Source organism: Streptomyces sp. NPDC006879, assembly GCF_042869595.1.
Taxonomy (GTDB): Bacteria; Actinomycetota; Actinomycetes; order Streptomycetales; family Streptomycetaceae; genus Streptomyces.
In genome coordinates this window covers 194,008-220,525 of sequence record NZ_JBIAGC010000004.1, presented here as the reverse complement: position 1 = coordinate 220,525, position 26,518 = coordinate 194,008, and the positions used below count along the sequence as shown (strand labels likewise).

Sequence of the window (26,518 nt, the reverse complement as noted above, 5' to 3'; positions counted from 1 at the left end):
GTTGCGGCCGGGCATGACACGGAGGCCCCCGGCTCAGGCCGGGGCTCTCCGGTGGGCAATGAAGCCCGCTTCGCGGGGGACCCCCCGATCACTTCCCCTCCCCGGGTAGGTCCGGGGCCCGGGTTCCCCTTCTCTCACGTGCGGCGTCCGCATGGTGGAACGAGCTATCCGGTTTCCGAGATACCCGCCATCATGTAACCTGCACGAAATTTCGCAGAGGGCCAACGTCGTCCCTCGGCAATGCATATGCCACGACGACGACGGGAGAGCCGATGCGTTCCGCGTCCACGCACTCCGCGACCGGCCTGAGCTCCACCTCTGCCTGGTCGCCCATGGACGGTCGCCCCGCCCAGCAGGGCATGTACGACCCGCGCAACGAGCACGACGCCTGCGGCGTCGGCTTCGTGGCCACCCTCACCGGTGAGGCCAGCCACACGCTGGTCGAGCAGGCGCTGACCGTGCTGCGGAACCTCGAACACCGTGGTGCCACCGGCTCCGAGCCGGACTCCGGCGACGGTGCGGGCATCCTCTCCCAGGTCCCCGACGCCTTCCTGCGCGAGGTCGCCGGTTTCGACCTCCCCGAGGCGGGCTGCTACGCCGTCGGCATCGCCTTCCTGCCCGCCGAGGACTCGGCTCCGTCCGTCGCGCAGATCGAGGCCATCGCCGCCGAGGAAGGCCTGGAAGTCCTCGGTTGGCGAGAGGTGCCGATCACCCCGGAGCTCCTCGGCAACGGTGCGCGGGTGACCATGCCGGCCTTCGCCCAGCTCTTCGTCGGCGACGGCGCCAGCAGCGGCATCGCCCTGGACCGCAAGGCCTTCGTGCTGCGCAAGCGTGCCGAACGCGAGGCCGGCGTCTACTTCCCCTCGCTGTCCTCGCGCACCATCGTCTACAAGGGCATGCTGACCACCGGACAGCTGGAGCCCTTCTTCCCGGACCTCTCCGACCGCCGGTTCGCCTCCGCGATCGCCCTGGTCCACTCCCGGTTCTCCACCAACACCTTCCCGAGCTGGCCGCTCGCCCACCCGTACCGCTTCGTCGCCCACAACGGCGAGATCAACACGGTCAAGGGCAACCGCAACTGGATGCGAGCCCGTGAGTCCCAGCTGGCCAGCGAGCTCTTCGGGGCGGGCCAGCTGGAGCGGATCCTCCCGATCTGCACCCCCGACGCCTCCGACTCGGCCTCCTTCGACGAGGTCCTGGAGCTCCTCCACCTCGGAGGCCGCTCGTTGCCGCACAGCGTGCTGATGATGATCCCGGAGGCGTGGGAGAACCACACCTCCATGGACCCCGCACGCCGCGCCTTCTACCAGTACCACTCCACGATGATGGAGCCCTGGGACGGCCCGGCCTGTGTCACCTTCACCGACGGCACCCAGGTCGGCGCCGTCCTCGACCGCAACGGTCTGCGTCCGGGACGCTACTGGGTGACTGACGACGGACTGGTCGTCCTCGGCTCCGAGGTCGGTGTCCTCGACATCGACCCGGCCAAGGTCGTCCGTAAGGGCCGGCTCCAGCCCGGCAAGATGTTCCTCGTCGACACCGCGCAGAAGCGGATCATCGAGGACGACGAGATCAAGGCCGCTCTCGCCGCCGAGCAGCCCTACTCCGAGTGGCTCCAATCCGGCGAGATCGAACTGACCGACCTGCCCGAGCGCGAGCACATCGTGCACACCCACGCCTCGGTCACCCGCCGCCAGCAGACCTTCGGCTACACCGAAGAGGAACTGAAGGTCATCCTGGCGCCGATGGCCCGCACGGGCGGTGAGCCCCTCGGCTCCATGGGCACCGACTCGCCGATCGCCGCGCTTTCCGAGCGCCCCCGGCTGCTGTTCGACTACTTCACCCAGCTCTTCGCGCAGGTCACCAACCCGCCGTTGGATGCCATCCGCGAGGAACTCGTCACCTCCCTGCTGTCCTCCCTCGGCCCCGAGGGCAACCTCCTCGACCCGACCGCCGCCTCCTGCCGCAGCGTCACGCTGCCCTTCCCGGTCATCGACAACGACGAGCTGGCCAAGCTCATCCACGTCAACCGCGACGGCGACATGCCCGGTCTGAAGGCCGCCACCCTCTCCGGGCTGTACCGGGTCAGCGGCGGAGGCGAAGCCCTGGCTGCCCGGATCCAGGAGATCCTCACCGAGGCCGATGCGGCGATCGACAACGGTGCGCGCCTGATCGTGCTCTCCGACCGGCACTCCGATGCCGAGCATGCGCCGATCCCCTCGCTGCTGCTCACCTCCGCCGTGCACCACCACCTCATCCGCACCAAGCAGCGCACCCAGGTGGGCCTGCTGGTCGAGGCCGGTGACGTCCGCGAGGTCCACCACGTCGCCCTGCTGATCGGCTACGGCGCCGCCGCGGTCAACCCCTACCTGGCCATGGAGTCGGTCGAGGACCTGCTGCGCGCCGGTACCTTCATCGAAGGCATCGAGCCCGAACAGGCCATCCGCAACCTGATCTACGCCCTCGGCAAGGGCGTGCTGAAGGTCATGTCCAAGATGGGCATCTCCACCGTTGCTTCCTACCGCGGCGCCCAGGTCTTCGAGGCCGTCGGTCTCGACCAGGCCTTCGTCGACGCCTACTTCAACGGCACCGCCACCAAGATCGGCGGCGCTGGCCTCGACGTCGTCGCCACGGAGGTCGCGGCCCGGCACGCCAAGGCGTACCCCGTCTCGGGCACTTCCTCCGCGCACCGCGCCCTGGAGATCGGCGGCGAGTACCAGTGGCGCCGCGAGGGCGAGCCCCACCTCTTCGACCCCGACACGGTCTTCCGTCTCCAGCACGCTACTCGCAACCGCCGGTACGACATCTTCAAGCAGTACACGGACCGGGTGAACGAGCAGTCCGAGCGGTTGATGACGCTGCGCGGCCTCTTCGGTTTCGCCTCGGACCGCCCCTCGATCCCGGTGGAGGAGGTGGAACCGGTCGGCGAGATCGTCAAGCGGTTCTCCACCGGCGCCATGTCCTACGGGTCGATCTCCCGCGAGGCGCACGAGACCCTCGCCATCGCCATGAACCAGCTGGGGGGCAAGTCCAACACCGGCGAGGGCGGTGAGGACCCCGAGCGCCTGTACGACCCGGCGCGCCGCTCTTCGATCAAGCAGGTCGCCTCCGGCCGCTTCGGCGTCACCAGCGAGTACCTGGTCAACGCCGATGACATCCAGATCAAGATGGCCCAGGGCGCCAAGCCCGGCGAGGGCGGCCAGCTGCCCGGCCACAAGGTGTACCCGTGGGTGGCCAAGACCCGGCACAGCACCCCCGGTGTCGGCCTGATCTCCCCGCCGCCGCACCACGACATCTACTCCATCGAGGATCTGGCCCAGCTGATCCACGACCTCAAGAACGCCAGCCCGGCGGCCCGCATCCACGTCAAGCTGGTCTCCGAGGTCGGCGTCGGAACCGTCGCCGCGGGCGTCTCCAAGGCGCACGCCGATGTGGTCCTGATCTCCGGCCACGACGGCGGCACGGGCGCCTCACCGCTCACCTCCCTCAAGCACGCGGGCGGCCCCTGGGAGCTCGGCCTCGCCGAGACCCAGCAGACCCTGCTGCTCAACGGCTTGCGCGACCGCATCGTCGTGCAGACCGACGGGCAGTTGAAGACCGGTCGCGACGTCGTGATCGCGGCCCTGCTGGGCGCCGAGGAGTTCGGCTTCGCCACCGCACCGCTGGTGGTCTCCGGTTGCGTGATGATGCGCGTCTGCCACCTGGACACCTGCCCGGTCGGCATCGCCACCCAGAACCCGGTCCTGCGCGAGCGCTTCTCCGGCAAGCCCGAGTTCGTCGTCAACTTCTTCGAGTTCATCGCCGAGGAGGTGCGTGAACTCCTCGCCGAGCTGGGCTTCCGCTCGATCGAGGAAGCCGTCGGCCATGCCGAGCTGCTCGACACCACCCGGGCCGTCACCCACTGGAAGGCCGAGGGGCTGGACCTGGAGCCGCTCTTCTACGTGCCGGAGCTTCCGGCGGGTGCCGTCCGGCACGCGTTGATCGAGCAGGACCACGGCCTGGAGAAGGCTCTGGACAACGAGCTCATCAAGCTGGCCGCGGACGCCCTGGCCGCGCCGACCGCCGAGCAGGCCCAGCCGGTGCGCGCGCAGGTAGCCATCCGTAACATCAACCGGACCGTGGGCACCATGCTCGGCCACGAGGTCACCAAGAAGTTCGGTGGGGCGGGACTGCCCGCAGACACCATCGACCTCACCTTCACCGGCTCGGCGGGCCAGTCCTTCGGCGCCTTCGTGCCGAGCGGGATCACCCTGCGCCTGGAGGGCGACGCGAACGACTACGTCGGCAAGGGCCTCTCCGGCGGCCGGGTCATCGTCCGCCCGGACCGCGCGGCCGATCACCTCGCCGAGTTCTCCACCATCGCCGGCAACACGATCGGCTACGGCGCCACCGGCGGTGAGATGTTCCTGCGAGGCCGCACCGGCGAGCGCTTCTGCGTCCGCAACTCGGGTGCGCTGGTGGTCTCGGAAGGTGTGGGTGATCACGGCTGCGAGTACATGACCGGTGGCCGGGCCGTCGTCCTCGGTGAGACCGGCCGCAACTTCGCCGCGGGCATGTCGGGCGGCATCGCCTACGTCATCGACCTCGACCGTGACAACGTCAACGCCGGCAACCTGGGGGCCGTGGAGCCCCTTACCGACACCGACAAGCAGTGGCTGCACGACGTGGTGCGCCGCCATCAGGAGGAGACCGGCTCGACCGTGGCCGCCAAGCTCCTCGCCGAGTGGTCCGTCGCGGTGGACCGCTTCAGCAAGATCATCCCGACCACGTACAAGGCAGTGCTCGCCGCCAAGGACGCCGCTGAGCGGGCCGGACTCTCCGAGTCCGAGACCACCGAGAAGATGATGGAGGCGGCGACCCATGGCTGACCCGAAGGGCTTCCTCACCACCCCCCGCGAGACCGCCAGCACCCGTCCCGTCGCCGACCGGCTGAAGGACTGGAACGAGGTCTACGTCCCCGGCTCCCTGCTGCCGATCATCAGTAAGCAGGCTGGCCGCTGCATGGACTGTGGTATCCCGTTCTGCCACAACGGCTGCCCGCTCGGAAACCTGATCCCCGAGTGGAACGACTACGCCTACCGGGAGGACTGGTCGGCGGCCTCCGAGCGCCTGCACGCCACCAACAACTTCCCCGAGTTCACCGGCCGGCTCTGCCCGGCGCCATGCGAGTCGGCCTGTGTTCTGGGCATCAACCAGCCGGCCGTCACGATCAAGAACGTCGAAGTCTCCATCATCGACCGGGCCTGGGACTCGGGCGGCGTCGTCCCGCAGCCGCCCGGGCGCCTCTCCGGCAAGACCGTGGCCGTCATCGGCTCCGGCCCGTCCGGACTGGCCGCCGCGCAGCAGCTGACGCGGGCCGGGCACACGGTCGCCGTATACGAGCGTGCCGACCGCATCGGAGGTCTGCTGCGCTACGGCATCCCCGAGTTCAAGATGGAAAAGGTGCACATCAACCGCCGCATCGAGCAGATGCGTGCGGAGGGCACCAAGTTCCGCACCGGTGTGGAGATCGGTCGGGACCTGGACGCCGCCCAGCTGCGCAAGCGCTATGACGCGGTGGTCATCGCCGCCGGGGCGACCGTCTCCCGCGACCTGCCGGTACCCGGCCGTGAGTTGAACGGCATCCACTTCGCCATGGAGTACCTGCCGCTGGCCAACAAGGTGCAGGAGGGCGACTTCGTGGCCCCGCCGATCACCGCCGAGGGCAAGCACGTGGTCGTCATCGGCGGTGGCGACACGGGCGCCGACTGCGTGGGCACCGCTCACCGGCAGGGCGCGGCTTCCGTCACCCAGCTGGAGATCATGCCCCGGCCTTCGGACGAGCGCCCGGCCCACATGCCCTGGCCGACCTTCCCGATGCTCTACAAGGTCACCTCGGCCCACGAGGAGGGCGGCGAACGGGTGTACTCCGTCTCCACCACCCACTTCGAGGGTGACGAGGACGGCAACGTCCAGGCCCTGCACCTGGTCGAGGTCGAGTTCGTGGACGGTAGGCTCACCCAGAAGCCGGGTACCGAACGTTCCATCCCGGCCCAGCTGGTCACCCTGGCCATGGGCTTCACCGGCACCGACCGCGCCAACGGCCTGGTCGAGCAGTTCGGCCTGGAACTGGACGAGCGCGGCAACATCGCCCGTGACGCGTCCTACGCCACCAACGTGGACGGTGTGTTCGTCGCCGGCGACGCGGGCCGCGGCCAGTCGCTGATCGTCTGGGCCATCGCCGAGGGCCGCTCCGCAGCGCGCGGAGTGGACCGCTTCCTCACCGGGACCAGCGCGCTGCCGTACCCGGTCAAGCCGACGGACCGCGCCCTGACCGTCTAGCGCGGTGACCGCAAGGGTTCGCCGCAAGTCGGTCAGTCCTTCCGGTCGCAGCACCGGCTCGCATGACCGGCCCCGTCTGGGGCCCCCATACGGTCCGTACAACGGCGTACGGCACTCGACACGGCGCCCGCACCTTCCCCCGACCGGGATGCGGGCGCCGTGGCACGTCCACTTCGGTAGTGGCCCCCAGGTGGCGGGAGCCGGCTCAAGGCCCCTGCGGGCCGTGGCGGTCGAGCTGGTCCTGGAGGTCGTCCCAGCGGATCGTCTCCCAGCGCTCGGTCAAGGTGGACAGCAACCGCCGCGAGTCCTCGGCGTCCAGATCGGGCAGGGCCAGGGTGCGCGCCTGCCGTGCCCTGCGTTCGAAGCCTTCACAGAGCAGGGCCAGGGTCTCGGCCTTGCGAGCCTGGTCTGCGGGGCGGCTGAACCCCAGGACGGCGCCCAGCGCGGAGGAGGTGAGGGCCAACACGGCGGCCGGCCCCTGGTACTGCTCCGCGGCCAGGACGGTGACTCCGGCCAGCGCCGAGAGGACCGCCACGGTCAAACCCGCCCACGTTTCGACGAACCGCCACCACACCGCCCAGCCCCGTTGGCTGCGCGCGGTCCTCGTGGCCTGCTCCTCCAGTGCGGAGATTTCCTCGGCCGTCATGTCACGCACGGTCTGCGGCAAGCCTGTTTCTCCGGCAGCGCCCTCGCTACCCTCGGGACCACCGGCACGTCCACGGACCTCGGGGGGAGTGGTGGAGTCGTGATCCGCAGAAGGTGTCTGGTCTTCCTGGTCCTGATCGGGCTCGCGTTGACGGGGTGTTCCCGTGAAACCGTCGGACAGGGCCCCTCCCGGCGCTACGGCAAGCTCACCCAGGACTGCTCAGAGGAATACATCGTGGTGTTCGCCCGTGGATCGAGTCAACCCCAGGAGGTGTCCGGGCAGCCCGAGACCCGACGCTTCTTCGATGCGATCGACGAGGTGATCCGCCACGAGGCGAAGATCGGGTTCGTTTCGGTGGAGTACCCGGCGCGCGGCGGGCACACCGGCAACTGGGAGGCGTACCGCAACCAGGCCAAGTCCGGTTCCTACCACGACAGTCGCTCCGCCGGCTCGCAGGCCGCGGCCCGCCTGCTGAACGAGCGCTCCGCGCGCTGCGACGGGCTCGAAGCGGGGACGAAAGGAAGAGCCCGGCAGTGGTTCATCCTCGGCGGCTACTCGCAGGGCGCGCACGTCATGCGCGAGGCCCTCTTCCAGTTGAGCGACTCGGCCAGGCAACGTGTGCTCTACGTCGCCCTGTTCGGGGATCCCACCTTCCGGGACTCGAAGATCGCCGCGGGTAGTCGTCAGAAAGGTGCCCAAGGAGTCTTCGGTGGGCCAGAACAACAGGTCCCGACGGACCTCGTGGACAACGCCGAGTCGTACTGCGACGGTCGGGACCTGTTCTGCGGCGGCGGTCGGGAGTTGGGTGCTCTGGTGGCCAGCCAGGCCAAGGACCTGCTGCTCAGTGCGCTGGGCCGGCAGTCGGCGCACGCCCTCTACCCCTTCGAGGAGATGTATGAGGCGGCGGCCCGGTACCTCAAGCGGCGGACGTTGCCCTTCTTCGGGCCCCACATCGACATCAACAGCGGCCAGTTCGGGGGGCGGTACGCAGGGGTCGCCGGATGTGAGTGGAGCGGCAAGGTGAGCTACTCCGATCCCGGGCTGCTGATGTACCTGACTCTCGACGTCACATCGCAGGGCACGGACCTCAGCGGTACCGAACGGGTCGACCGTCTCACAGCGGTGCTCACCTACGAGGACACCAGTCAGCCTCGGCGTAAACGTCTGGGGCAGGCGCAGCTGACGGGCAGCGCACGGGAGGGAAGCATCGACCTCAAGCACCAGAAGTGGCTCAGCGGCGGCAAGGGCGTGACCCCCCTGGACATCGTCGCCGAGGCCTCGTTTCGGGTGACGGGTGACGGGCCGGTCGGCAAGGCCAAGAAGCTGGCCGCCCTGTCCACCCCGCTCTCCGGCCACCAGGGCTGCTTCTACCGGCTGGGTGACACGGTCCGCACCGGTCGGTGAACGGCGACCGGCGGCGCTGACGACCCGCGCGCGCCGGCCGCCGCGGGCGGCAGCCCGAGGTGACGGGAACCAGACCGTGCGCGAAGCGCGCCGGCGCGCGATGGTCGGCAGGCTCGTGTCGGGTGGTCAGGCCTCGTGGGCGGGCTCGTCGTCGTTGCCGCGGCGCAGGGTGCGCAGCGGCTGCCCGGGCCGCCAGGTGGTGACCACCAACTCGTCCCCCTCCACCGAGGTGCGCACCACCTCGGTGAGGTCCGCGTGGAAGAGGTGGAAGGCGTGTGCCTCGCCGGTCTCCTCGGCGAATCGGTGCAGCTCCGGCGGGTCGAGGATCTCCACGGCCCGGCCGCACACGCGTACGTCCCCATCCGGCATGTTCTCGTCGCTGCCCGGATTGGTGTGCAGGGCGAACCTCGGGTCACGCTGGAGGTCGCGGGCCTTCATCGAGCCTGGCATCATCCCGAGCCACAGCTCCCCGCCCCGGAAGCCCACGTTCAGCCCGGTGACGCGGGGGGAGCCGTCCTTGCGGAGGGTGGCCAGCACATGGTGCGGGTACTGTGCGAACCGAGCCTGCACGGCGTGCGTGAACTCCGGCTCGGCCTTCTCGAACACTGCCCAGTTGTTCGTCATGCCCCCATGAAACCGGCGGCCACTGACAACGGCCCTCAGGCTCGCAGGATGGCCTGGCGGCGAGCTTGCGTCAGCCACTGGGGGAACTCCGCCAGGAGCCGCCGGTACAACTCCTCGTCGCCGAGCGCCGTGGGGGTCCGGCCCGCGTGGAAGAAGCCTGCGTTGTCGATGCACCGCTTCTGCGGGACGGGGAGTTCGTCGAGGCGGCGCAGGAAGTCGAACTGGCTGCTGTGGGTGTCCCCGAAGCCGATGAACTGCCAGAACAGCGGGAGGGCCGCGGCCTTGCACAGGTGGCGCTCGGCGGCGGCCCGGCTGGTGGGTCCGCCGTCCGTCTGGAAGACGACGAGGGCCGGGGCGTCGGTGCCGCTGTCGAGGTAGTGGTCGATGACGGCGTCCATCGCCAGGTGGTAGTTGGTGCGGCCCATATGCCCCAGACCGTCCGCGATCCGCTCCACCCGCCCTTCGTGGTCGCCCAGGGTGAGGTCCTCGACGGCGTTGACATCGGTGGAGAAGAAGACCAATGGCACCCGCCCGTCGTCGTCCAGGTGCGCGGACAGCCCCAGTACCCGGTCCGCCAGGGCCTGGACGCTGCCGTCCGCGTAGTAGGGCCGCATCGACCCCGAGTAGTCGAGGACCAGGTACACGGCGGCGCGCAGACCCGTCAGGCCCTGCTTGGTCAGACTGACCGCGGCGCTCTTGTAGAGGCTGACGAGGCCCGGAGCGGATTGCTCGATCTTGCTCAGGCAGATGGCGCTGTGGGTCATGGGGGAGAGGGTACGGCCCGCACTCGTGCTCGGCACTGGGCCGGGTTGCCCCAGGCGTCGCGCAGGGGGCGGGCCTTGCGTATCCATAGCGACAGGTCCAGTTCTTCGGTGTAGCCGATCGCGCCGTGCACCTGAAGGGCGGTTCGGGCGGCCCGATAGGCCGCCTCGCCCGCGGTGAGCTTCGCAGCCGCGATATCGGCCGGGACCCCGGACACCGCCGCCGCCCACAGCAGTGGGCGGGCGAACTCCAATGCGAGGAAGGTGTCGGCGAGTCGGTGCTTGACGGCTTGGAAGCCACCGATCGGGACACCGAACTGGGTGCGCCGTTTGGCGTGCGCGACGGTCGCGGCCAGCAGGGCCTCACCGCAGCCCAGTGCCTGGGCTGCGGTGAGCAGGGCGGCTCGCCGCGCTGCCTGCCGAGCGGCGGCGCGGACCGCCGGTCCGCCGGCCAGTAGTTCCCCACCGGCCACGGGCGTGGCCAGCCGCCTGGCAGGGTCGGTTGAGCGGATCACGGGGCCGTGACCGGGGGAGAGGCGCAGCTCGGCCTCGCCGCGGGCACTGGCGGGGACGGCCAGCAGGAGGGTCGCCGCCTGCGGGTCGAGGACGTAGGGGTTCGCCTCCATGGCCCGGTACCCGGTGGGTTCGGCCGGGACCGCGGCCAGGTGGAGGGTGGTGATGGCCTCGCCCGAGACGATGCTCGGCAGCAGGCGCTTGGCCAGGGCGGGTTCACCGAGGTGGTGCAGGAGGGTCGCTGCCGCGGCGGTCTCGACCAGGGGACCGGGCACGGCGTGCCGCCCCAGTTCTCGGTAGGCCAGGGCTAGTTCGACGGGGTGGTCTCCGAGTCCGGTGTGTTCCTCGGTGACGGCCAGCGCGAACAGTCCCGTCTCAGCCAGACGGGACCACAGAGCCCGACCAGCGGCGAAGTCCCCCGCGGCCCAGGAACGGATCAGGGTGGGTGGGTCCGCGGCGGTGAGCTGTGCGGACAGGGAACGGGCGAAGGCGAGTTGTTCCTCGGTCGGGAGGAAGCGCATCAGCGGCGGCCCTTCGGCAGGCCGAGCAGGCGTTCGGCGATGATGTCGCGCTGGATCTCGTTGGTGCCGGCGTAGAGGGGGCCGGCCAGGGCGAAGATCCATGACTGGGTCCACTCGGAATCGACCCGCTCCGCCGCCGGGCCGAGTAGGTCCAGGGCGGTCTCGTGCAGGGCGATGTCGAATTCGGACCAGAACACCTTGTTCAGGCTGGACTCGGCGCCGATGTTCTCGCCGGCCGCGAGGCGGGAGGCGTTTGCCCAGGTGTGGAGCTGGTAGGCCCGGGCTCCCACGAGGGCGTCCGAGACCCGGTCGGCGAGGGCGGTGTCGGTGGGGTCGGCGCGGTGCGCCCACAGGGCGCGCAGCCGCCGTGCCGAGGCCAGGTACCGGCCGGGTGAGCGCAGGGTCAGTCCGCGTTCGTCGCCGGTGGCGGACATCGCGATCCGCCAGCCCTGCCCCGGCTCTCCGATGACGTCCCGGTCGGGGACGAACACCCCGTCCAAGAAGAGCTCGGCGAAGGCTGGTTTGCCGTCCAGGCGGCCGATGGGGCGGACCGTGACCTCCGGTGCCCGCAGGTCGAACATGAGGTAGGTCAGGCCCCGGTGCGCAGGATCCGCTTCGGGGTCGGAGCGGAAGAGGCCGAAGGCGCGGTCGGCGAAGGCGGCTCGTGAGGACCAGGTCTTCTGGCCGTACAACAGCCAGCCGCCCGTGGTGCGGACGGCGCGCGAGCGTAGGGCGGCGAGGTCGGATCCAGCTTCCGGTTCCGACCAGGCCTGCGCCCAGACCACCTCTGCGCTGGCCATCGGCGGCAGAATCCGATCCTGCTGCTCCGGCGTTCCGAAGGAGTACAGGGTGGGGGCCAGCAGGCTGATTCCGTTCTGCGAGACCCGCGCGGGTGCGCCGGCCGCGTAGTACTCCTCCTCGAAGGCCAGCCATTGGAAGAGGTCGGCTCCCCGGCCGCCGTGGCGGACCGGCCAGGTCACCACGGACCACCGGTCGGCGTGCAGTGTCGCCTCCCAGGACCTGTGCGCTGCGAAGCCCTCGGAGGTCTCCAGGGAGGGCAGGGCGGACGCCGGGACGTGGGAGGCCAGCCAGTCGCGGGCTTCGGCGCGGAGTTCCTCCTCCTCGGGCGTGTGGTCCAGGTCCACCGGTCCGTCCCTTCGCCGAGCCTGGGCGTCGCCGCCCCCGAAGCTTCCCTAACAAGTGTTTGGTAGGTTAACGTACGGCCATGAGCAGCGTCGAGTACGTACCGGCCCACGGCCTGCTGGACGGACGCACCGCGGTGATCACCGCAGCCGGTGGCGCCGGCATCGGTGGCGCCACCGCCCGCCGCTTCCTCGAAGAGGGAGCCCGGATCGTCATCTCCGACGCGCACGCCCGACGCCTGGAGGAAACAGGTGCGGCCCTGCGCGCGGAATTCGGCGGCCACAAGGTCTCGGCGGTCGCCTGCGACGTGACGGACCAGGGGCAGGTCCACGAGCTGATCGCCCACACCCAGCACACCCACGGACGCCTCGACATCGTCATCAACAACGCCGGACTCGGCGGCACCGTGGACCTCGTGGACATGACCGACGACCAGTGGTCCCGGGTCCTCGACGTCACCTTGAACGGCACCTTTCGCTGTACCCGCGCCGCACTGCGCTCCTTCCGTGCGGCCGGCGTCGGCGGGGTCCTCGTCAACAACGCCTCCGTCCTCGGCTGGCGCGCCCAGGCCGGCCAGGCCCATTACGCGGCGGCCAAGGCCGGGGTGATGGCGCTCACCCGTTGCGCCGCGGTGGAAGCCGCCGCCTTCGGGGTCCGGGTCAACGCGGTCGCCCCGAGCCTCGCCCTGCATCCGCACCTGGCCAAGGTCACCACCCCCGCACTGCTGCGGGAGCTGACGGCCAAGGAGGCCTTCGGGCGCTCCGCGGAGCCCTGGGAGATCGCCAACGTCGTCGTCTTCCTCGCCAGCGGCTACTCCTCGTACATGACCGGCGAGACGGTGTCGGTCAGCAGCCAGCACGCGTAAACGGCCGGACGGCGGGCGGGACAATGGGACGGTGCCCCCACAGAACAGCAGCCAGCAGGCCAAAGCCAAGAAGGCTCCGGTGAACTCCGCGCCGGAGCGCCGCGGTGAACTCCTGAACATCGCCGCCGAGGTGTTCGCGGCCCAGGGCTACAACGCCACCACCGTGCGCAAGATCGCGGACGCCGCCGGCATGCTCGCCGGCAGCCTCTACTACCACTTCGACTCCAAGGAGTCGATGCTCGACCAGATCCTCTCCACCTTCCTCGACGAACTGTGGGAGGGCTACGACGCGGTGCTTGCCGCGGGCCTCGGCCCGAGGGCGACCATCGAGGCCCTGGTCACCGAGTCCTTCCGGGAGATCGACCGGCACCGGGCCGCCGTCGCGATCTATCAGAGGGAAGCCAAGCACCTCGTCGACCAACCGCGTTTCCACTACCTCCTCGACTCGCAGGTGAAGTTCGAGAAGGCGTGGCTGGGGACGCTGGAGCGCGGGGTCAGGGCCCGGGTCTTCCGTGCCGACCTCGACGTACGCCTGACCTACCGGTTCGTGCGCGACACCGTCTGGGTCGCCGCCTCCTGGTACCGGCCCGGTGGGCAGCACACCCCCGAAGAGATCGCCCGCCAGTACCTGTCGATGGTGCTGGACGGGATCGCCGTGCGCGACTGAACCGCCCGAGGGCGCAGAACGGAAGGAACAGTGATGGCCGAGGCCTACATCGTCGAAGCGGTACGCACGCCCGTCGGCCGGCGCCGAGGGGCACTGGCCGCGGTCCATCCGGCAGACCTGGGCGCGCACGTACTGAACGCCCTGGTGGCGCGCGCCGGGATCGACCCCGCCGCCGTGGACGACGTCGTCTTCGGCTGCCTCGACACCGTCGGCCCGCAGGCCGGAGACATCGCCCGCACAGCCTGGCTCGCGGCCGGACTGCCCGAAGAAGTGCCCGGTGTCACCGTGGACCGGCAGTGCGGGTCCTCTCAGCAGGCCGTGCACTTCGCCGCGCAGGGCGTCTTGTCGGGGACTCAGGACCTGGTCGTGGCCGGCGGCACGCAGAGCATGTCGATGGTCCCCATCGCCTTCGCCTCGCGCCGAGCCGCCGAACCCCTCGGGCTCACCGAGGGCCCCTTCGCCGGCAGTGCCGGCTGGCGAAGGCGTTACGGAGACCAACCCGTCGACCAGTTCCACGGTGCCCAACTCATCGCCGACAAGTGGGGGATCTCCCGGCTGGCGATGGAGGAGTACGCGTTGCGCTCCCACCAGCGCGCGATCCGCGCCGCCGACGAGGGGCGATTCGACCGGGAGATGGTCGCCTGCGCCGGCCTGGGTGCGGACGAAGGACCGCGGCGGGACACCACCTTGGAGCGGATGGCTGCCCTGGCGCCGGTGGTGGCCGGTGGCACCATCACCGCCGCCTGCTCCTCACAGGTGTCCGACGGAGCGGCTGCACTGCTCATCGCCAGCGAGCGGGCCGTGCGGGAGCACCAGTTGACCCCGCGCGCCCGGTTCCACCACCTCTCGGTGCGGGGCGAGGACCCGATCCGGATGCTGTCCGCCCCGATCCCCGCGACCGTGCACGCCCTGAAGAAGGCCGGACTGTCCCTGGACGCGATCGACCTGGTCGAGATCAACGAGGCATTCGCTCCCGTGGTGCTCGCCTGGCTGAAGGAACTGCGGGAGGCCGGCGCGGACCCCGAAAGGGTCAACGTCAACGGGGGCGCGATCGCCCTCGGCCATCCCCTCGGTGCCACCGGTGCCCGGCTCATGACCACGCTGCTGCACGAGTTGGAGCGGTCTGGAGGCCGTTACGGGCTCCAGACCATATGTGAAGGTGGCGGCCAGGCGAACGTCACGATCATCGAGCGGCTCTGACGTCGCGGCCCGCTCCGGGCGGGGCCGCGGAACCGGGCCCCGCCCCGTGCGGGTCGGTGTGATCCACCACACCTTTGCCGGTGCGGGCCAGCGGCTATGCTACGGTAAGACCGTTACATTTTTGGTACCCATGACTTTATGTGCGCCTGACGGGATGTTCCGCAGGCGCTTTATTGTTTTCCGGTCGTCCGGATGGGTCCTCTTAGCTGTCTAGGAGACAGACATGGCTTCCGGCACCGTGAAGTGGTTCAACTCGGAAAAGGGCTTCGGCTTCATCGAGCAGGACGGCGGCGGCCCCGACGTGTTCGCCCACTACTCCAACATCGCGACCCAGGGCTTCCGTGAGCTCACCGAGGGTCAGCGCGTGAACTTCGACGTCACGCAGGGCCAGAAGGGCCCGCAGGCGGAGAACATCGTCCCGGCCTGAACCGCGGACGCGTAATCCCCATGCACAGCCGGGGTCCGCACCATGTGGTGCGGACCCCGGTTCGTGCTGTCCGGCCCCTCGCGGGGGCCGCAGGAAGGCATCCCGTATGACCAGCTCCAGTTCCGAACGTCCCGCACGCCGCCGTCCCGCGCGCACCCGCAAGCCGGCCGGGCAGACGGGACAGGCCCGGCAGACCCGCTCCGGCAGGCAGCCCGCCCGCCGTGCCGTCGCCGCGCCGCAGGAGTTCACCCTGCCCGAGACGCTGACACCTGCGCTGCCTCCGGTGGTCTCCTTCGACGACCTCGACATGCCGGCCGCGCTCCTGAAGACGCTGGCCGCCCAGGGCGTCACCGAGCCGTTCCCCATCCAGGCCGCCACCTTGCCCAACTCCCTCGCGGGCCGGGACCTGCTCGGCCGGGGGCGTACCGGATCCGGGAAGACCCTTGCCTTCGGGCTCGCCCTGCTCGCCCGCACGGCGGGCCGGCGAGCCGAGCCACACGCCCCGCTCGCCCTGGTGCTGGTGCCCACCCGGGAGCTCGCCCAGCAGGTCACGGACGCGCTGACTCCGTACGCCACCGCGGTCAACCTCAGGATCGCCACCGTCGTCGGCGGCATGTCCATCAACCGTCAGGCGGCTGCGCTGCGCCGTGGCGCCGAGGTGCTCGTGGCGACCCCGGGCCGGCTCAAGGACCTCATCGACCGCGGCGACTGCCGCCTGGACCAGGTCTTCCTCACGGTCCTCGACGAGGCCGACCAGATGGCCGACATGGGCTTCCTCCCGCAGGTCACCTCGCTGCTCAAGCAGGTGGAGCCGGACGGTCAGCGGTTGCTCTTCTCCGCCACCTTGGACAAGAACATCGACAAGCTGGTCCGCGGTTTCCTCACCGATCCCGTGACCCACTCGGTCGATCCCTCCGCGGGCGCCGTGACGACCATGGACCACCATCTCCTGTTCGTCGCGGACGAGACCGACAAGAAGGCGGTGACCACCCGGATCGCCGCCCGTGACGGCCGGGTGATCCTCTTCCTCGACACCAAGCGTTCGGTGGACCGGCTGGTCAAGCGGCTGCTGGCGAGCGGAGTGCGGGCCTCGGGCCTGCACGGTGGTCGTTCCCAGCCGCAGCGCAACCGGACCCTGGAGTGGTTCAAGAACGGCGAGGTGACCGCGCTGGTGGCGACCAACGTGGCCGCCCGCGGAATCCACATCGATGACCTCGACCTGGTCGTGAACGTGGACCCGCCGACCGACCACAAGGACTATCTGCACCGCGGCGGCCGTACGGCACGTGCCGGCGAATCCGGCAGCGTGGTCACCTTGGTCCTGCCCGAGCAGAAGCGGGAGATGAACCGCTTGATGTCCGATGCGGGCATCACCCCGCGGACCGCCCGCATCAAGTCCTCCGACGCGGAACTCGCCGAGCTCACCGGCGCCCGCGAGCCCTCCGGGATCGCCGTCACCATCGAGGTTCCGGTCGAGCAGCCCGCCCCCAAGCGCACCCGCGCCCCCAAGCGCAAGCCGCAGGCCGGCGGCAGGCCCGCGCAGTCCCAGAACAGGGCCGCGGGGGCGACCTCCCAGTCCGAGTCCCGGCGCGGGTCCCGGAGCGGGCAGGGGGCTCCGGCCGCCAAGCAGGGCGTGGCCAAGGACGGGGCTCGCACCGGTCGAGGCTCGACCGGCGGCCGGGCGAGCGGTACGGGCGCCGGCGGCGGCCGGGGCCGGGCCGCATCCCCGCGCACCCGACGCGCCTCCGCCTGACGGGGTCGGGCGCCTGACCGGCTGGTCGGGCGCCCGGTTCAGCGGACCAGCCTGCTCTGGAGCTTGCCCAGGGTCCGCAGGTCCAGACCGAGCCCCCCGGTCAGGTACCCGAAGAAGCCGCCGTACTGCTGCTCCATCTGCTCCTTCGCCGCGTCCAGGTAGTCCTGGCGGACTTCCTGGAGCGGAATCAACAGATCGGGATCCTGCATGCGCCCGGACCGTCGAAGGGCCTCACGCAGTTGCGCGTCGGAGGCGGCCCGGTAGGTGTTGGAGGCGAGGTAGTCGCGTTCGGCGCTGCCGTTCGGCACGCCCAGTGCCCGCAGCAGGACGTAGCTCAACCAGCCCGTGCGGTCCTTGCCCGAGGTGCAGTGGAAGAGCAAGGGACCTGAGCCGTCGGCTAGTTCACGCAAGGTCGCGGAGAACTGCGCCCGGCTCCGTGGATCCGTCACGAACGTGCGGTAGATGTCGCGCATGTACGCCTGTGCGCGCCCCCCGCCCAACATCCGCTCCTGTGCCTCCGGGTCGGCGCTGGAGATCACGGTGACCAACGTGTCGAACAGGCCGAGGTCGCTGACGGGCCGTGAGGTGGCGGTGAGCCCGGCTGGCAGCCGATCGGCGCCCTCGTACTGCACCTCCAGCGCAACGCGGAAGTCGACGACCTCGCGCAGCTCCAGGGCGGCGAGCGCGGTGACGTCCGCATCGGTGAGCCTGCTCAGACCGTCGGCCCGGTAGACCTGCCCCGTACGGACCCGGCCGCCCGTGTAGGAGAGGTGCCCGCCGAGGTCGCGGACGTTGACGGCGCCTTCCAGGACGATCTGGCGGCTGCTCTCGCCAGGGTGGTGGCTGACGGCCTCGACCGCGGTCGAGACGGCCCCGGCGGGCTGCGGGAGGCCGCTCACGGCGAGGGCGGCCAGGAGGACCCCGGCCACGAGGGGGGCCTTGAGAGAGCTCATCGTGAACCTCCAGGAGGACGTCGGCCCACCGGCTGGTGGACGGATCCCCATGCGACGGACCGGTTCGCAGGACCACTTGGCCGCAGCCGGTACGTGGGGGACCGTCCGCCTCCGGCGCGGACGCTGACGGAAAGGAAACTCATGTCCAAGGGGGGCGTGTGGCCAGGCCGTGCAGTTCCGCCAGCGCGGCGTCGGCCTCGGCCATGAGCCGGGCCAGGAGGTCCGCGCACGAGGGAACGTCCTCGATGACTCCCGTGACCTGACCGGCCGCCATGACGCCGAGATCCGTTCGCCCGTCCACCATGGCCGCCCTGAGCAGCATCGGCGTGTTCGCGGCCAGCAGGACCTGCCCCCAGGAAAGGTCCTTGCCGTGCTTGAGCCGCATGCCCTCGCGGTACATCTGCCGCCAGGACAGCCCCGAGATCCGGCGAAAGCCGGCGGCGTGCCGTCCCGCCCTCACCAATGCCCGAATCCGGCCCACGCGCTCCAGGGAGGCGACGAGCTCGGAACGCAGCATCCGGTGGGGGAGCCCGTCGACCGCGGTGGTCACCGTGACGTCCGCGACGCTCGCCGCGAGGTAGCGGGACTTGACCGAGTCCGGCACCGTCGAGTCGGAGGTGAGGAGGAACCGGGTTCCCATCGCGATTCCCGCCGCCCCGTAGGCCAGTGCCGCCACCAGCCCCCGCCCGTCGTGGAAGCCACCCGCCGCCACCACCGGAACGTCCACCGCGTCCACCACTTGGGGCAGCAGCACGCTGGTGGCGATCTCCCCGGTGTGCCCGCCCCCTTCGCCGCCTTGGACCAGCACGGCGTCCGCCCCCCAGTCGGCGACCTTCTCCGCGTGCCGGCGGGCTCCGACCGACGGCATGACGACCACCCCGGCCCCCTTCAATCTGGCGATCAGCTCCCTTGACGGAGCCAGCGCGAAGGAGGCCACCCGTACGCCCTCGGAGATGATCAGGTCCACGCGCTCGCCGGCGTCCTCGGCATCCGCCCGCAGGTTGACGCCGAACGGTTCCCCGGTGCGGCTGCGCACCTCCCTGACCGCGGCCCGTAGTTGCTCGGGCGTCATGGTGGCGCTGCCCAGGATCCCCAGCGCGCCGGCGTTCGCGGCGGCGGCCACCAACCGCGGACCGGCGACCCATCCCATACCGGTCTGGACCACTGGATGGCGCACGCCTGTGAGTCGGGTGAGCGCGGTCTCCATCAGCCACGCACCTCCCGCTCCCGCAGCGAGCCAGGGTCCAACTCGGTACGGATGAGTTCCAGTTCCCGCCGGGTGGGCCGGCGGGTGGTGGGGACGCCATCTTCCGGCAGGGCCAGGGGGAACCCGGTCGACGCCCGCACGTCGGCCACGCTCACTCCCGGGTGTACCGAGGCCAGCCGCATGGAACGGTCTTCGGTTTCGAAGTCGAGGACGCCGAGGTCGGAGACGATCCGCCGGATCTGGTGGAACCGGGTGGCGCTGGGCCCGGCGGCCCTGGCCCGGTCGTATCCCACCCCGCACACCATGTCCACCGCAGCGACGAACACCCGGGGGGAATGTCGACCGATCCAGTAACTCGTCGGGTTGTTCAAGGTGTTGACCGGGGCGCCGCGCACTCCCAACAGCTGGCGGGTCGGGCGCTGCCAGTCGCCGATGCAGGAGATGTTCTGGTTGCCGTACCTGTCGATCTGACTCGCGCCCATCATCACGTGCCGCCGGCCACCGCTGACCATCGCCAGGTGCTGGCGGTAGGGCAACCAGCCCTCCACCTCGCCGCCGTGGCCGATCAGGTGGGCCTCGCCGTCGGTCAGGAGCAGTTCGGGGGAGAAGGTGAGGCGTGCCAGTCGGGCACCGAGCGCGGGGATCAGGCCCATCGGGCTGGCGAGGATCTCTGCGTCGCCCCGCCATGCCTCGGCGCACGCGATCACGCAGGTTTCGGCCCGGGTCGGGGCGGTGGCCGACGTGTCAGCGAGGTTCGGGTACGGGGCGCGTGGTGGGGTCATCGCCTTTGCTCCTCGTGCCAGGCCTGAACGGCCCTTTGGTATTCGCGCTCGTCGCCGGACAGGAAGCGCCGGCTGAACTCCGCCCAGGCGGCGGGGTCGGCGGCGGCGGTCGCGTAAGCCTGCTGGAACTCCTCGTCGCGCTCGTGGTCCGGGGCGCAGGAGGTGAAGTGGGCACCCCGCGGGGCTTCGATGACGCCGGTGACCGAGTGCCGTTTGAGGAGCAGGGTCTGGGGGGCGTGGTCCTTGGTGAGCTCCGTGCTCTCCACGAGCTGCTCGCACGAGACGTAGACGTCGTCGGCGGCTTCGCAGAACAGGTCGTCGAAGTACGGGTCGGGGCCCAGGTACTGGCCGTTGCCGGCCCGGTCGGCGCGGTTGACGTGAACCAGGGCGGCGTCCATGCGCAGCGCGGGGACGGCCACCAGCTCCTCGCCGTCCTCGTAGGGGGAGGTCACGGTGCGCAGCTGCGGGTTGACCCGCATGACGTCCGAGCCGAGCCCGGCCCGTAGGGGGAGGAAGGGCAGCCGGTGAGCGGCTGCGGTCAGTCCCCACATGAGCATCGCTTCGTCCCACTCCTCAAGTGCGAGCAGGCCGCGCTCGCGGGCGGAGCGGAAGTGGGGCTCCAGGGGAATCGTGTCGAGGGTGACGAAGGCGGTGACGAGGGCGCGGATGCGGCCCGCGGCGGCGAGCAGGCCCACATCCGGGCCGCCGTAGGAGATCACCTTGAGGTCGGTGGTGTCGGTGCGAAGCAGCGCCCTCACCAGGGACATGGGTTTGCGTCGCGAGCCCCATCCGCCGATGCCGATGGTCATGCCGCTGTGCAAGCGTCCCACGGCTTGCTCGGCCGTCATGCTCTTGTCGTTCACGCCTTCTCCTGGCTGCCGAATGCGTTTCGAACGCGGTCTGCCACCCCGCTGAGGTTCGCCTCGAAGGTGAACCCCTGTTCGAAGCGGTAGCTGCGCCGCACGTCCACCGGGTCGATGCCGTTGATGGCCGCTTTGGCCAGCCGCAGCAGCGATCCGTCCTTGCGTGCGATCTCCCCGGCCAGTGCCAGGGCCGCCTCGGGTAGTTGTGGGGGTGGCACCACGCGCCAGACCGATCCGTGCGCGTGAAGTTCCGCTGCGGTGACCGTGCGCGAGGTGAAGTACAGGGCCCGCATCAGGTGTTGTGGCACCAGCCGGGCCAGATGGGTGGCGGCGCCGAGCGCCCCCCGGTCCAGCTCGGGCAGTGCGAACACGGCGTCCTCGCCGGCCACGATCACGTCGGCGTTGCCGACCAGGCCGATGCCCCCGCCCAGGCAGAACCCCTGAACGGCGGCGACGACCGGCACCTCGCATTCGTATACGGCGGCGAAGGCCTCGAAGCATCCGTGGTTGGCGCCCAGGAGGGAGGCGTGCGAACCCTGCGCGGTGTCCCGTTGTACCTCCTTGAGGTCCACCCCGGCGTTGAAGCCCCGCCCTTGGGCGGCGAGTACGAGGCAGCGGACCTCGGGGTCCCGGCCGGCGGTGCGCAGTGCGTCGGCCAGGTCGTACCAGCCTTGTACCGGTAGGGCGTTGACGGGTGGGAAGTCGACGGTGATGCGGCGGACGCCCGCGATCGGGTCGCAGGTGGAGACACCCATGGAAGGATCAGCTACCTTTCCACCAAACGTTTGTTAGGTGACACATTCAGGAAGGTAGCAGCCGATGGGACGGGACGGGAGAGCGGGAACGCTCGAAGGGCGGGTCGCCGTCGTCACCGGGGGCACCCGCGGGGTGGGCGCGGGCATCGCCCGCGCCTTCCTGGCGGCCGGCGCCGAGGTGGTCGTCTGCGCGCGCCGACCACCGCGCGAGCCGATCCGCACCGGCAACCGCACAGCCGAGTTCCTCGCCCTCGACCTGCGCGAACACCATGCGGTGAGTGAGTTCTTCGACCTCCTTGCTGGGCCTTCCCGCTACGGGCGACTGGACTGCCTGGTCAACAACGCCGGTGGTACGCCCCACCGCACGCTGAGCGCGGGCTCCGCCCACCAGCACGAGCGGGTGATCGAGCTCAACCTGTCGGCCCCGATGGCCGCTTCGCTCGCCGCCCACCGCCACCTGGCGGCTGCCCACGGCTCGATCGTCATGATCGGAAGTGTCAGCGCCACCCGCCCCTCGCCGGGCTCAGCCGCCTACGGCGCGGCGAAGGCGGGCCTGGAACACCTGGCCCGCTCCATGGCGGTGGAATGGGCCCCGCACGTGCGGGTGAACACGGTGGTGCCCGGGCCCGTGCGCACCGAGCTCGCAGCCCTGCACTACGGCGACGCCGCCGGCCTGGCGGCCGTGGCCCACACCATCCCGGCCGGGCGGCTCGCCGAACCCTCGGACGTAGGGGCAGCGGCCGTCTTCCTGGCATCCGCCGCAGCGGCCCATGTCAGCGGCGCACAGCTGTTGGTGCACGGAGGCGGTGAGCGCCCGGCCTTCCTGGAAGCGGCGAACGTCAACCACTGACCCGAGCGGGAGCGAAGAAAAGAGGAGGACCACGGTGGACAGGGGTACGCGGCGGACACGAGGGGACGGACTCTGCGCGGGCCGGGTGGTGATCGTGACGGGCGCCGGACGGGGTCTGGGCCGCGCCCACGCGCTGGCCTTCGCGGCGGAGGGCGCGAAGGTGGTCGTCAACGACCTGGGGGTGACGCCGGACGGGCTCGCCGGCACCTCACCCGGCCCGGCCCGGCACGTGGTCGAGCAGATCCGCGACGCCGGCGGACAGGCCGTCGCGCACGGCGGTGACATCGCCACCCGCGAGGGCGCCTCCTCCCTCGTCGACTGCGCCCTGGAGTCCTTCGGCGCCCTGGACACCCTGGTGAACAACGCGGGCTTCCTGCGGGACCGGATGCTGGTCAATCTGGACGAGGACGACTGGGAAGCCGTGCTGCGGGTCCACCTCACCGGACACTTCCTGCCGCTCAAATACGCGGCGGCGCACTGGCGCGCGCAGATGCGCCAGGGGCGGCAGCCGGTGGCACGAGTGGTCAACACCAGTTCGGGGGCCGGGCTGCTCGGCTCGCTTGGGCAGGTCAACTACAGTGCGGCCAAGGCCGGGATCGTCGCCCTGACACTGGTGGCGGCGGCGGAGCTGGGGCGCTACGGGGTCCAGGTCAACGCACTGGCGCCGGCGGCCCGTACCCGCATGACCGAACAGGTCTTCGCACAGACGATGGCTACGCCCGAGGGGGACAGCTTTGACGCGATGGCCCCGGAGAACGTCTCGCCGCTGGTGGTGTGGCTCGGGTCGGCGGCCTCGGAAGGCGTCAGCGGCCGGGTCTTCGAGGCGGAGGGCGGTCGGATCACGGTCATGGAGGGCTGGCGCCCCGGCCCGACCGTCACCCGCGCTTCGCGCTGGAGCCCGGCCGAAGCGGGCCGCGTCACCAGAGAGCTACTGGCGAAGGCAGCAGCGCCGGGGGCGGTCTACGGGGTGTGACGACCGCCGGCCCAGGGCGGTGGGCGCTCCAGTTCGTGACGGCGGGCCCCAGCGCGCGAAGACCCACCGCAGCCAACCGCTTCCGGGGCGGAGGGCGACCCCGCGCCGACTCACCCGCCCGTGTCCTCAGGCGGGTACCCGGGGCGCGAGCACACCTCCCCCGGTTGTGAGCGGTCCGGCACCCCGCTCCAACCCTGATCCCGAAGGCGGCTGGCAGGTCACCACCCCCTGCCCCTGGACCCCGACGAGCCCACCACCTGCCACCTGCCCCGCAACGGAACCGGGCCGCCGTCCACCAACCGGTCGCCGATGAGGGAAGAGCCCCCGGCCAACTAAGCTCGATGCCCATGAACACCACCGACGAGTCCGTGAGCGCCGAACTGGCCCGGCTGCGCGACAGCATCGACAACATCGACGCAGCCGTGGTCCATATGCTCGCTGAACGCTTCAAATGCACCCAGCAGGTGGGCAGGCTCAAGGCCGTCCACCACCTGCCCCCGGCGGATCCGGCCCGGGAATCCCGCCAGATCAGCCGGCTGCGGGAGCTTGCCGAGAACGCCAAGCTCGATCCCGCCTTCGCCGAGAAACTGCTGAACTTCATCATCGCCGAGGTGATCCGCCACCACGAGACCATCGCCGCCGCCGGACCCGGCACCGAGCCCGAGCCGCTCACCGAGATCAGCGCCGAGGGCCACTGACCGAAACCACGGCCCGGGCTCACCTCAGGGCGAACGCCTCTGGGCCCGCCGCGGCCCATCAGGCAGCATGGGCTCCATGTCCGTACTGACGCGCGACGAAGCGCAGACTCGAGCCCGACTCCTCGACGTACACCGGTACGAGATCGACCTCGATCTCACCGGGAACGAGGACACCTTCGACTCCCGCACCGTCATCCACTTCACCACGCGGACGGCCGGGGACACCTTCGTCGAGCTCAAGCCGGCCAGCCTGCGCTCCGTCACCCTCGACGGACACCCCCTCGACCCCGCCGCGCTCCAAGACGGCCGCCTGCCGCTCAGCGGGCTCACCGCGGGCCCGCACGAGCTGCGCGTCGACGCGGCCATGGGCTACTCCCGCACCGGCGAGGGCATGCACCGCTTCACCGACCCCGCCGACGGTGAGGTCTACGTCTACACGCAGCTCTTCCTCGATGACGTCCAGCGCGTCTTCGCCGCCTTCGACCAGCCCGACCTCAAGGCGGTCTTCGACGTCGCCGTCACCGCTCCCGAAGCCTGGACGGTCCTCGCCAACAGCACCACCGAACGGCAGGAACCCGCCGACGGCAGCCGCCGCTGGACCGCCGCCCGCACGCCACCGATCTCCACCTACCTCGTCGCCGTCGCGGCCGGCCGCTGGCACTCCATCACCACCGAACACGCCGGCATCCCCTTCGGCATCCACAGCCGCCGCTCCCTCGCCCCCCACCTGGAAGAGGACGCCGAAGAACTCCTCACCCTCACCACCGCCTGTTTCGACCGCTACCACGAGAAATTCGAGGAGCCCTACCCCTTCGACTCCTACGACCAGGCGTTCGTCCCGGAGTTCAACGCCGGCGCCATGGAAAACCCCGGGCTGGTCACCTTCCGCGACGAGTTCGTCTACCGCTCCGCAGTCACCGACACCGAACGCCAAACCCGAGCCATGGTCATCGCCCACGAGATGGCCCACATGTGGTTCGGCGACCTGGTCACCCTCCGCTGGTGGGACGACATCTGGCTCAACGAGTCCTTCGCCGAGTACATGGGCTACCAGACGCTCACCGAAGCCACCCGCTTCACCGACACCTGGGTCGACTTCGGAGTGGCCCGCAAAGCCTGGGGCTACGACGCGGACCAGCGCCCCACCACCCACCCCGTGGCCCCCGACCCCGCCCTCGTGCCGGACACCGCCTCCGCGCTCTTGAACTTCGACGGCATCTCCTACGCCAAGGGCGCCTCGGCCCTGCGTCAACTCGTGGCCTGGCTGGGCGAGAAGGACTTCCTCGCCGGCATCAACACCCACTTCGCCCGCCACAAGTTCGACAACGCCACTCTCGACGACTTCATCGACTCCCTCAGCTCCGGCACCGATCGCGACGTCCGCGCCTGGGCCCAACAATGGCTGCGCACCACCGGAGTCGACACCCTCACCCCCACCCTCGACGGCGACCACCAGACCTGGCGCCTGACCCTCGACCACCGAGGCAACCGTCCCCACCGCATCGCCCTGGGCCTGTACGACGAGACGCCCGGCGAACCACACCGCCTCACCCTGCGCGAACGCACCGAAATCGACGTCCCCCTGGACCAGCCGCACACCGGGCCCGGACGCCGTCCAGCCCTGCTCGTCGTCAACGACCAGGACCTCAGCTACGCCAAAGTGCGCCTGGACCCACAGTCCTGGGCCACCGCCAACCAGCGCCTGTCCGGCATCCCCGACCCCCTGACCCGCGCCGTCATCTGGAACGCCGCCCGAGACATGGTCCGCGACGGCCAACTGCCGCCCGCCGCCTACCTCGACGCCGCACGTAACCACCTCCCCCACGAAACCGACCTGGCCCTCGTCCAGGGTGTCCTCGGCTTTGCCCGCGGTCCCATCACCGACCGCTACCTCCGCCCCGAGCAGCGGCCCGCGGCCCTCGCCTCCCTCACCTCCCTGTGCCGCGACCTCATCCGACGCACCGAGGACGGTGACTCACCCGGGCTGCGCCTGACCGCCGTACGCACCTTCATCGACAGCGCCACCCAGCCCGACACGCTCACCCACTGGCTCGACAACGCGGCAGTCCCCGGCGGCCCCGAACTCGACCCCGAACTGCGCTGGCGCATCCTGGGACGTCTCGCCGTGCTGGGCTCCCTCACCGAATCCCAGATCGCCGCCGAACTCGACCAGGACCCGAGCGCCACCGGCCAGGAAGGCGCGGCCCGCTGTCGCGCGGCCCTCCCCGAGGCGGCAGCCAAAGAGGCAGCCTGGGAGAGCATGTTCGACTCCGACGAACTCTCCAACTACCTGTTCTCGGCCACCGCAACCGGCTTCTGGCAGCCCGAACAAGCCGAGCTCGTAAGCGCGTACGTACCCCGCTTCTACCCCGCCGCCGTCGCCCTCGCCCAACGCCGCGGCCCCGCCATGGCCACCGTCGCGGGTCGCCACGCGTTCCCGCACTACGCGGTCGACGCCGAAGCACTCCGCACCGGCGAAAGCTGCCTGCGCGAAACCGAGATGACCCACGCCCTGCGCCGTCACCTCGCCGACCAACTCGACGACCTCGCGCGCGCCCTGCGGGTCCGAACAGAAGCCCTCTGAACCGCCCG

The 26,518-nt window shown here is 70.6% G+C and carries 22 protein-coding genes; 12 read left to right on the top strand and 10 right to left on the bottom strand.

What is annotated here, in order from left to right:
• The first annotated feature begins 272 nt into the window (after window positions 1-272).
• Entirely contained in the window at window positions 273-4,868 is a 4,596-nt protein-coding gene (gene gltB, locus ACFYMC_RS05435; protein ID WP_388519166.1) for a glutamate synthase large subunit, read from the top strand.
• Window positions 4,861-6,321, top strand: a complete 1,461-nt coding sequence (locus ACFYMC_RS05430; protein ID WP_388519164.1) for a glutamate synthase subunit beta — start codon at window positions 4,861-4,863, stop codon at window positions 6,319-6,321. The genes gltB and ACFYMC_RS05430 overlap by 8 nt, the downstream gene beginning before the upstream one ends.
• 205 nt (window positions 6,322-6,526) lie before the next feature.
• Here the strand turns inward: ACFYMC_RS05430 and ACFYMC_RS05425 are convergent, their stop codons facing one another.
• Window positions 6,527-6,967 (bottom strand): hypothetical protein, encoded by a 441-nt coding sequence (locus ACFYMC_RS05425; RefSeq protein WP_388519161.1) that lies wholly within the window; start codon window positions 6,965-6,967, stop codon window positions 6,527-6,529.
• Between the two features lie 99 nt (window positions 6,968-7,066).
• On the opposite strand from ACFYMC_RS05425, the gene ACFYMC_RS05420 reads away from it, so the two are divergent.
• On the top strand, window positions 7,067-8,371 hold the full coding sequence (locus ACFYMC_RS05420; protein WP_388519158.1) for a cutinase family protein: 1,305 nt from the start codon (window positions 7,067-7,069) through the stop codon (window positions 8,369-8,371).
• A gap of 126 nt (window positions 8,372-8,497) precedes the next feature.
• Here ACFYMC_RS05420 and ACFYMC_RS05415 read toward each other — a convergent pair whose 3' ends face one another.
• From ACFYMC_RS05415 to ACFYMC_RS05400, 4 genes are read right to left on the bottom strand one after another with little or no spacing between them, the layout of a single operon-like run.
• Window positions 8,498-8,995: a pyridoxamine 5'-phosphate oxidase family protein gene (locus ACFYMC_RS05415; protein WP_388519155.1), complete on the bottom strand. Its 498-nt coding sequence runs from the start codon at window positions 8,993-8,995 to the stop codon at window positions 8,498-8,500.
• A gap of 35 nt (window positions 8,996-9,030) precedes the next feature.
• Window positions 9,031-9,759 (bottom strand): vWA domain-containing protein, encoded by a 729-nt coding sequence (locus ACFYMC_RS05410; protein ID WP_388519152.1) that lies wholly within the window; start codon window positions 9,757-9,759, stop codon window positions 9,031-9,033.
• Window positions 9,756-10,790 carry an acyl-CoA dehydrogenase family protein gene (locus tag ACFYMC_RS05405; protein ID WP_388519149.1) on the bottom strand — a complete coding sequence of 345 codons (1,035 nt, stop codon included), beginning with the start codon at window positions 10,788-10,790 and terminating at the stop codon, window positions 9,756-9,758. The genes ACFYMC_RS05410 and ACFYMC_RS05405 overlap by 4 nt, the downstream gene beginning before the upstream one ends.
• The gene (locus ACFYMC_RS05400) at window positions 10,790-11,935 is read right to left on the bottom strand and encodes an acyl-CoA dehydrogenase family protein (RefSeq protein ID WP_388519146.1); all 1,146 of its coding nucleotides are present in this window, start codon (window positions 11,933-11,935) and stop codon (window positions 10,790-10,792) included. Before ACFYMC_RS05400 ends, ACFYMC_RS05405 begins: the two co-directional genes overlap by 1 nt.
• An 80-nt stretch (window positions 11,936-12,015) precedes the next feature.
• Between ACFYMC_RS05400 and ACFYMC_RS05395 the strand changes: the two genes are divergently transcribed.
• The 5 genes from ACFYMC_RS05395 (at window position 12,016) to ACFYMC_RS05375 (ending at window position 16,845) form a co-directional block, all read left to right on the top strand.
• Complete coding sequence (locus ACFYMC_RS05395) at window positions 12,016-12,798, top strand: SDR family oxidoreductase (RefSeq protein WP_388519143.1); 783 nt, start codon at window positions 12,016-12,018, stop codon at window positions 12,796-12,798.
• Between the two features lie 31 nt (window positions 12,799-12,829).
• On the top strand, window positions 12,830-13,465 hold the full coding sequence (locus ACFYMC_RS05390) for a TetR/AcrR family transcriptional regulator (protein ID WP_388519141.1): 636 nt from the start codon (window positions 12,830-12,832) through the stop codon (window positions 13,463-13,465).
• Window positions 13,466-13,498: 33 nt separating this feature from the next.
• On the top strand, window positions 13,499-14,665 hold the full coding sequence (locus tag ACFYMC_RS05385) for an acetyl-CoA C-acetyltransferase (protein ID WP_388519138.1): 1,167 nt from the start codon (window positions 13,499-13,501) through the stop codon (window positions 14,663-14,665).
• 223 nt (window positions 14,666-14,888) lie between these two features.
• Entirely contained in the window at window positions 14,889-15,092 is a 204-nt protein-coding gene (locus ACFYMC_RS05380) for a cold-shock protein (RefSeq protein WP_365049076.1), read from the top strand.
• Window positions 15,093-15,198: 106 nt separating this feature from the next.
• Window positions 15,199-16,845: a DEAD/DEAH box helicase gene (locus ACFYMC_RS05375; protein WP_388519135.1), complete on the top strand. Its 1,647-nt coding sequence runs from the start codon at window positions 15,199-15,201 to the stop codon at window positions 16,843-16,845.
• 38 nt (window positions 16,846-16,883) lie between these two features.
• Here the strand turns inward: ACFYMC_RS05375 and ACFYMC_RS05370 are convergent, their stop codons facing one another.
• From ACFYMC_RS05370 to ACFYMC_RS05350, 5 genes are all read right to left on the bottom strand, one after another.
• Window positions 16,884-17,798 carry a tyrosine-protein phosphatase gene (locus ACFYMC_RS05370; RefSeq protein WP_388519132.1) on the bottom strand — a complete coding sequence of 305 codons (915 nt, stop codon included), beginning with the start codon at window positions 17,796-17,798 and terminating at the stop codon, window positions 16,884-16,886.
• 139 nt (window positions 17,799-17,937) lie between these two features.
• The gene (locus ACFYMC_RS05365; protein ID WP_388519129.1) at window positions 17,938-19,005 is read right to left on the bottom strand and encodes an NAD(P)H-dependent flavin oxidoreductase; all 1,068 of its coding nucleotides are present in this window, start codon (window positions 19,003-19,005) and stop codon (window positions 17,938-17,940) included.
• A complete protein-coding gene (locus ACFYMC_RS05360) occupies window positions 19,005-19,787 on the bottom strand; it encodes a CoA-transferase subunit beta (protein ID WP_388519127.1) in 783 nt (260 codons plus the stop codon). The genes ACFYMC_RS05365 and ACFYMC_RS05360 overlap by 1 nt, the downstream gene beginning before the upstream one ends.
• Window positions 19,784-20,635: a CoA transferase subunit A gene (locus tag ACFYMC_RS05355; RefSeq protein ID WP_388519272.1), complete on the bottom strand. Its 852-nt coding sequence runs from the start codon at window positions 20,633-20,635 to the stop codon at window positions 19,784-19,786. The genes ACFYMC_RS05360 and ACFYMC_RS05355 overlap by 4 nt, the downstream gene beginning before the upstream one ends.
• A gap of 11 nt (window positions 20,636-20,646) precedes the next feature.
• A complete protein-coding gene (locus tag ACFYMC_RS05350) occupies window positions 20,647-21,405 on the bottom strand; it encodes an enoyl-CoA hydratase family protein (protein ID WP_388519124.1) in 759 nt (252 codons plus the stop codon).
• A gap of 64 nt (window positions 21,406-21,469) precedes the next feature.
• Between ACFYMC_RS05350 and ACFYMC_RS05345 the strand changes: the two genes are divergently transcribed.
• The 4 genes from ACFYMC_RS05345 to pepN all read left to right on the top strand — a co-directional run bounded on the left by ACFYMC_RS05345 (window position 21,470) and on the right by pepN (window position 26,510).
• Window positions 21,470-22,255, top strand: a complete 786-nt coding sequence (locus ACFYMC_RS05345) for an SDR family oxidoreductase (RefSeq protein WP_388519121.1) — start codon at window positions 21,470-21,472, stop codon at window positions 22,253-22,255.
• A 34-nt stretch (window positions 22,256-22,289) separates the two neighbouring features.
• Window positions 22,290-23,228, top strand: coding sequence for an SDR family oxidoreductase (locus tag ACFYMC_RS05340; RefSeq protein WP_388519118.1), 939 nt, complete (start codon window positions 22,290-22,292; stop codon window positions 23,226-23,228).
• Window positions 23,229-23,575: 347 nt separating this feature from the next.
• Complete coding sequence (locus tag ACFYMC_RS05335) at window positions 23,576-23,926, top strand: chorismate mutase (protein WP_388519115.1); 351 nt, start codon at window positions 23,576-23,578, stop codon at window positions 23,924-23,926.
• Between the two features lie 76 nt (window positions 23,927-24,002).
• Complete coding sequence (gene pepN / locus ACFYMC_RS05330; RefSeq protein WP_388519112.1) at window positions 24,003-26,510, top strand: aminopeptidase N; 2,508 nt, start codon at window positions 24,003-24,005, stop codon at window positions 26,508-26,510.
• The last annotated feature ends 8 nt before the right edge of the window (window positions 26,511-26,518 follow it).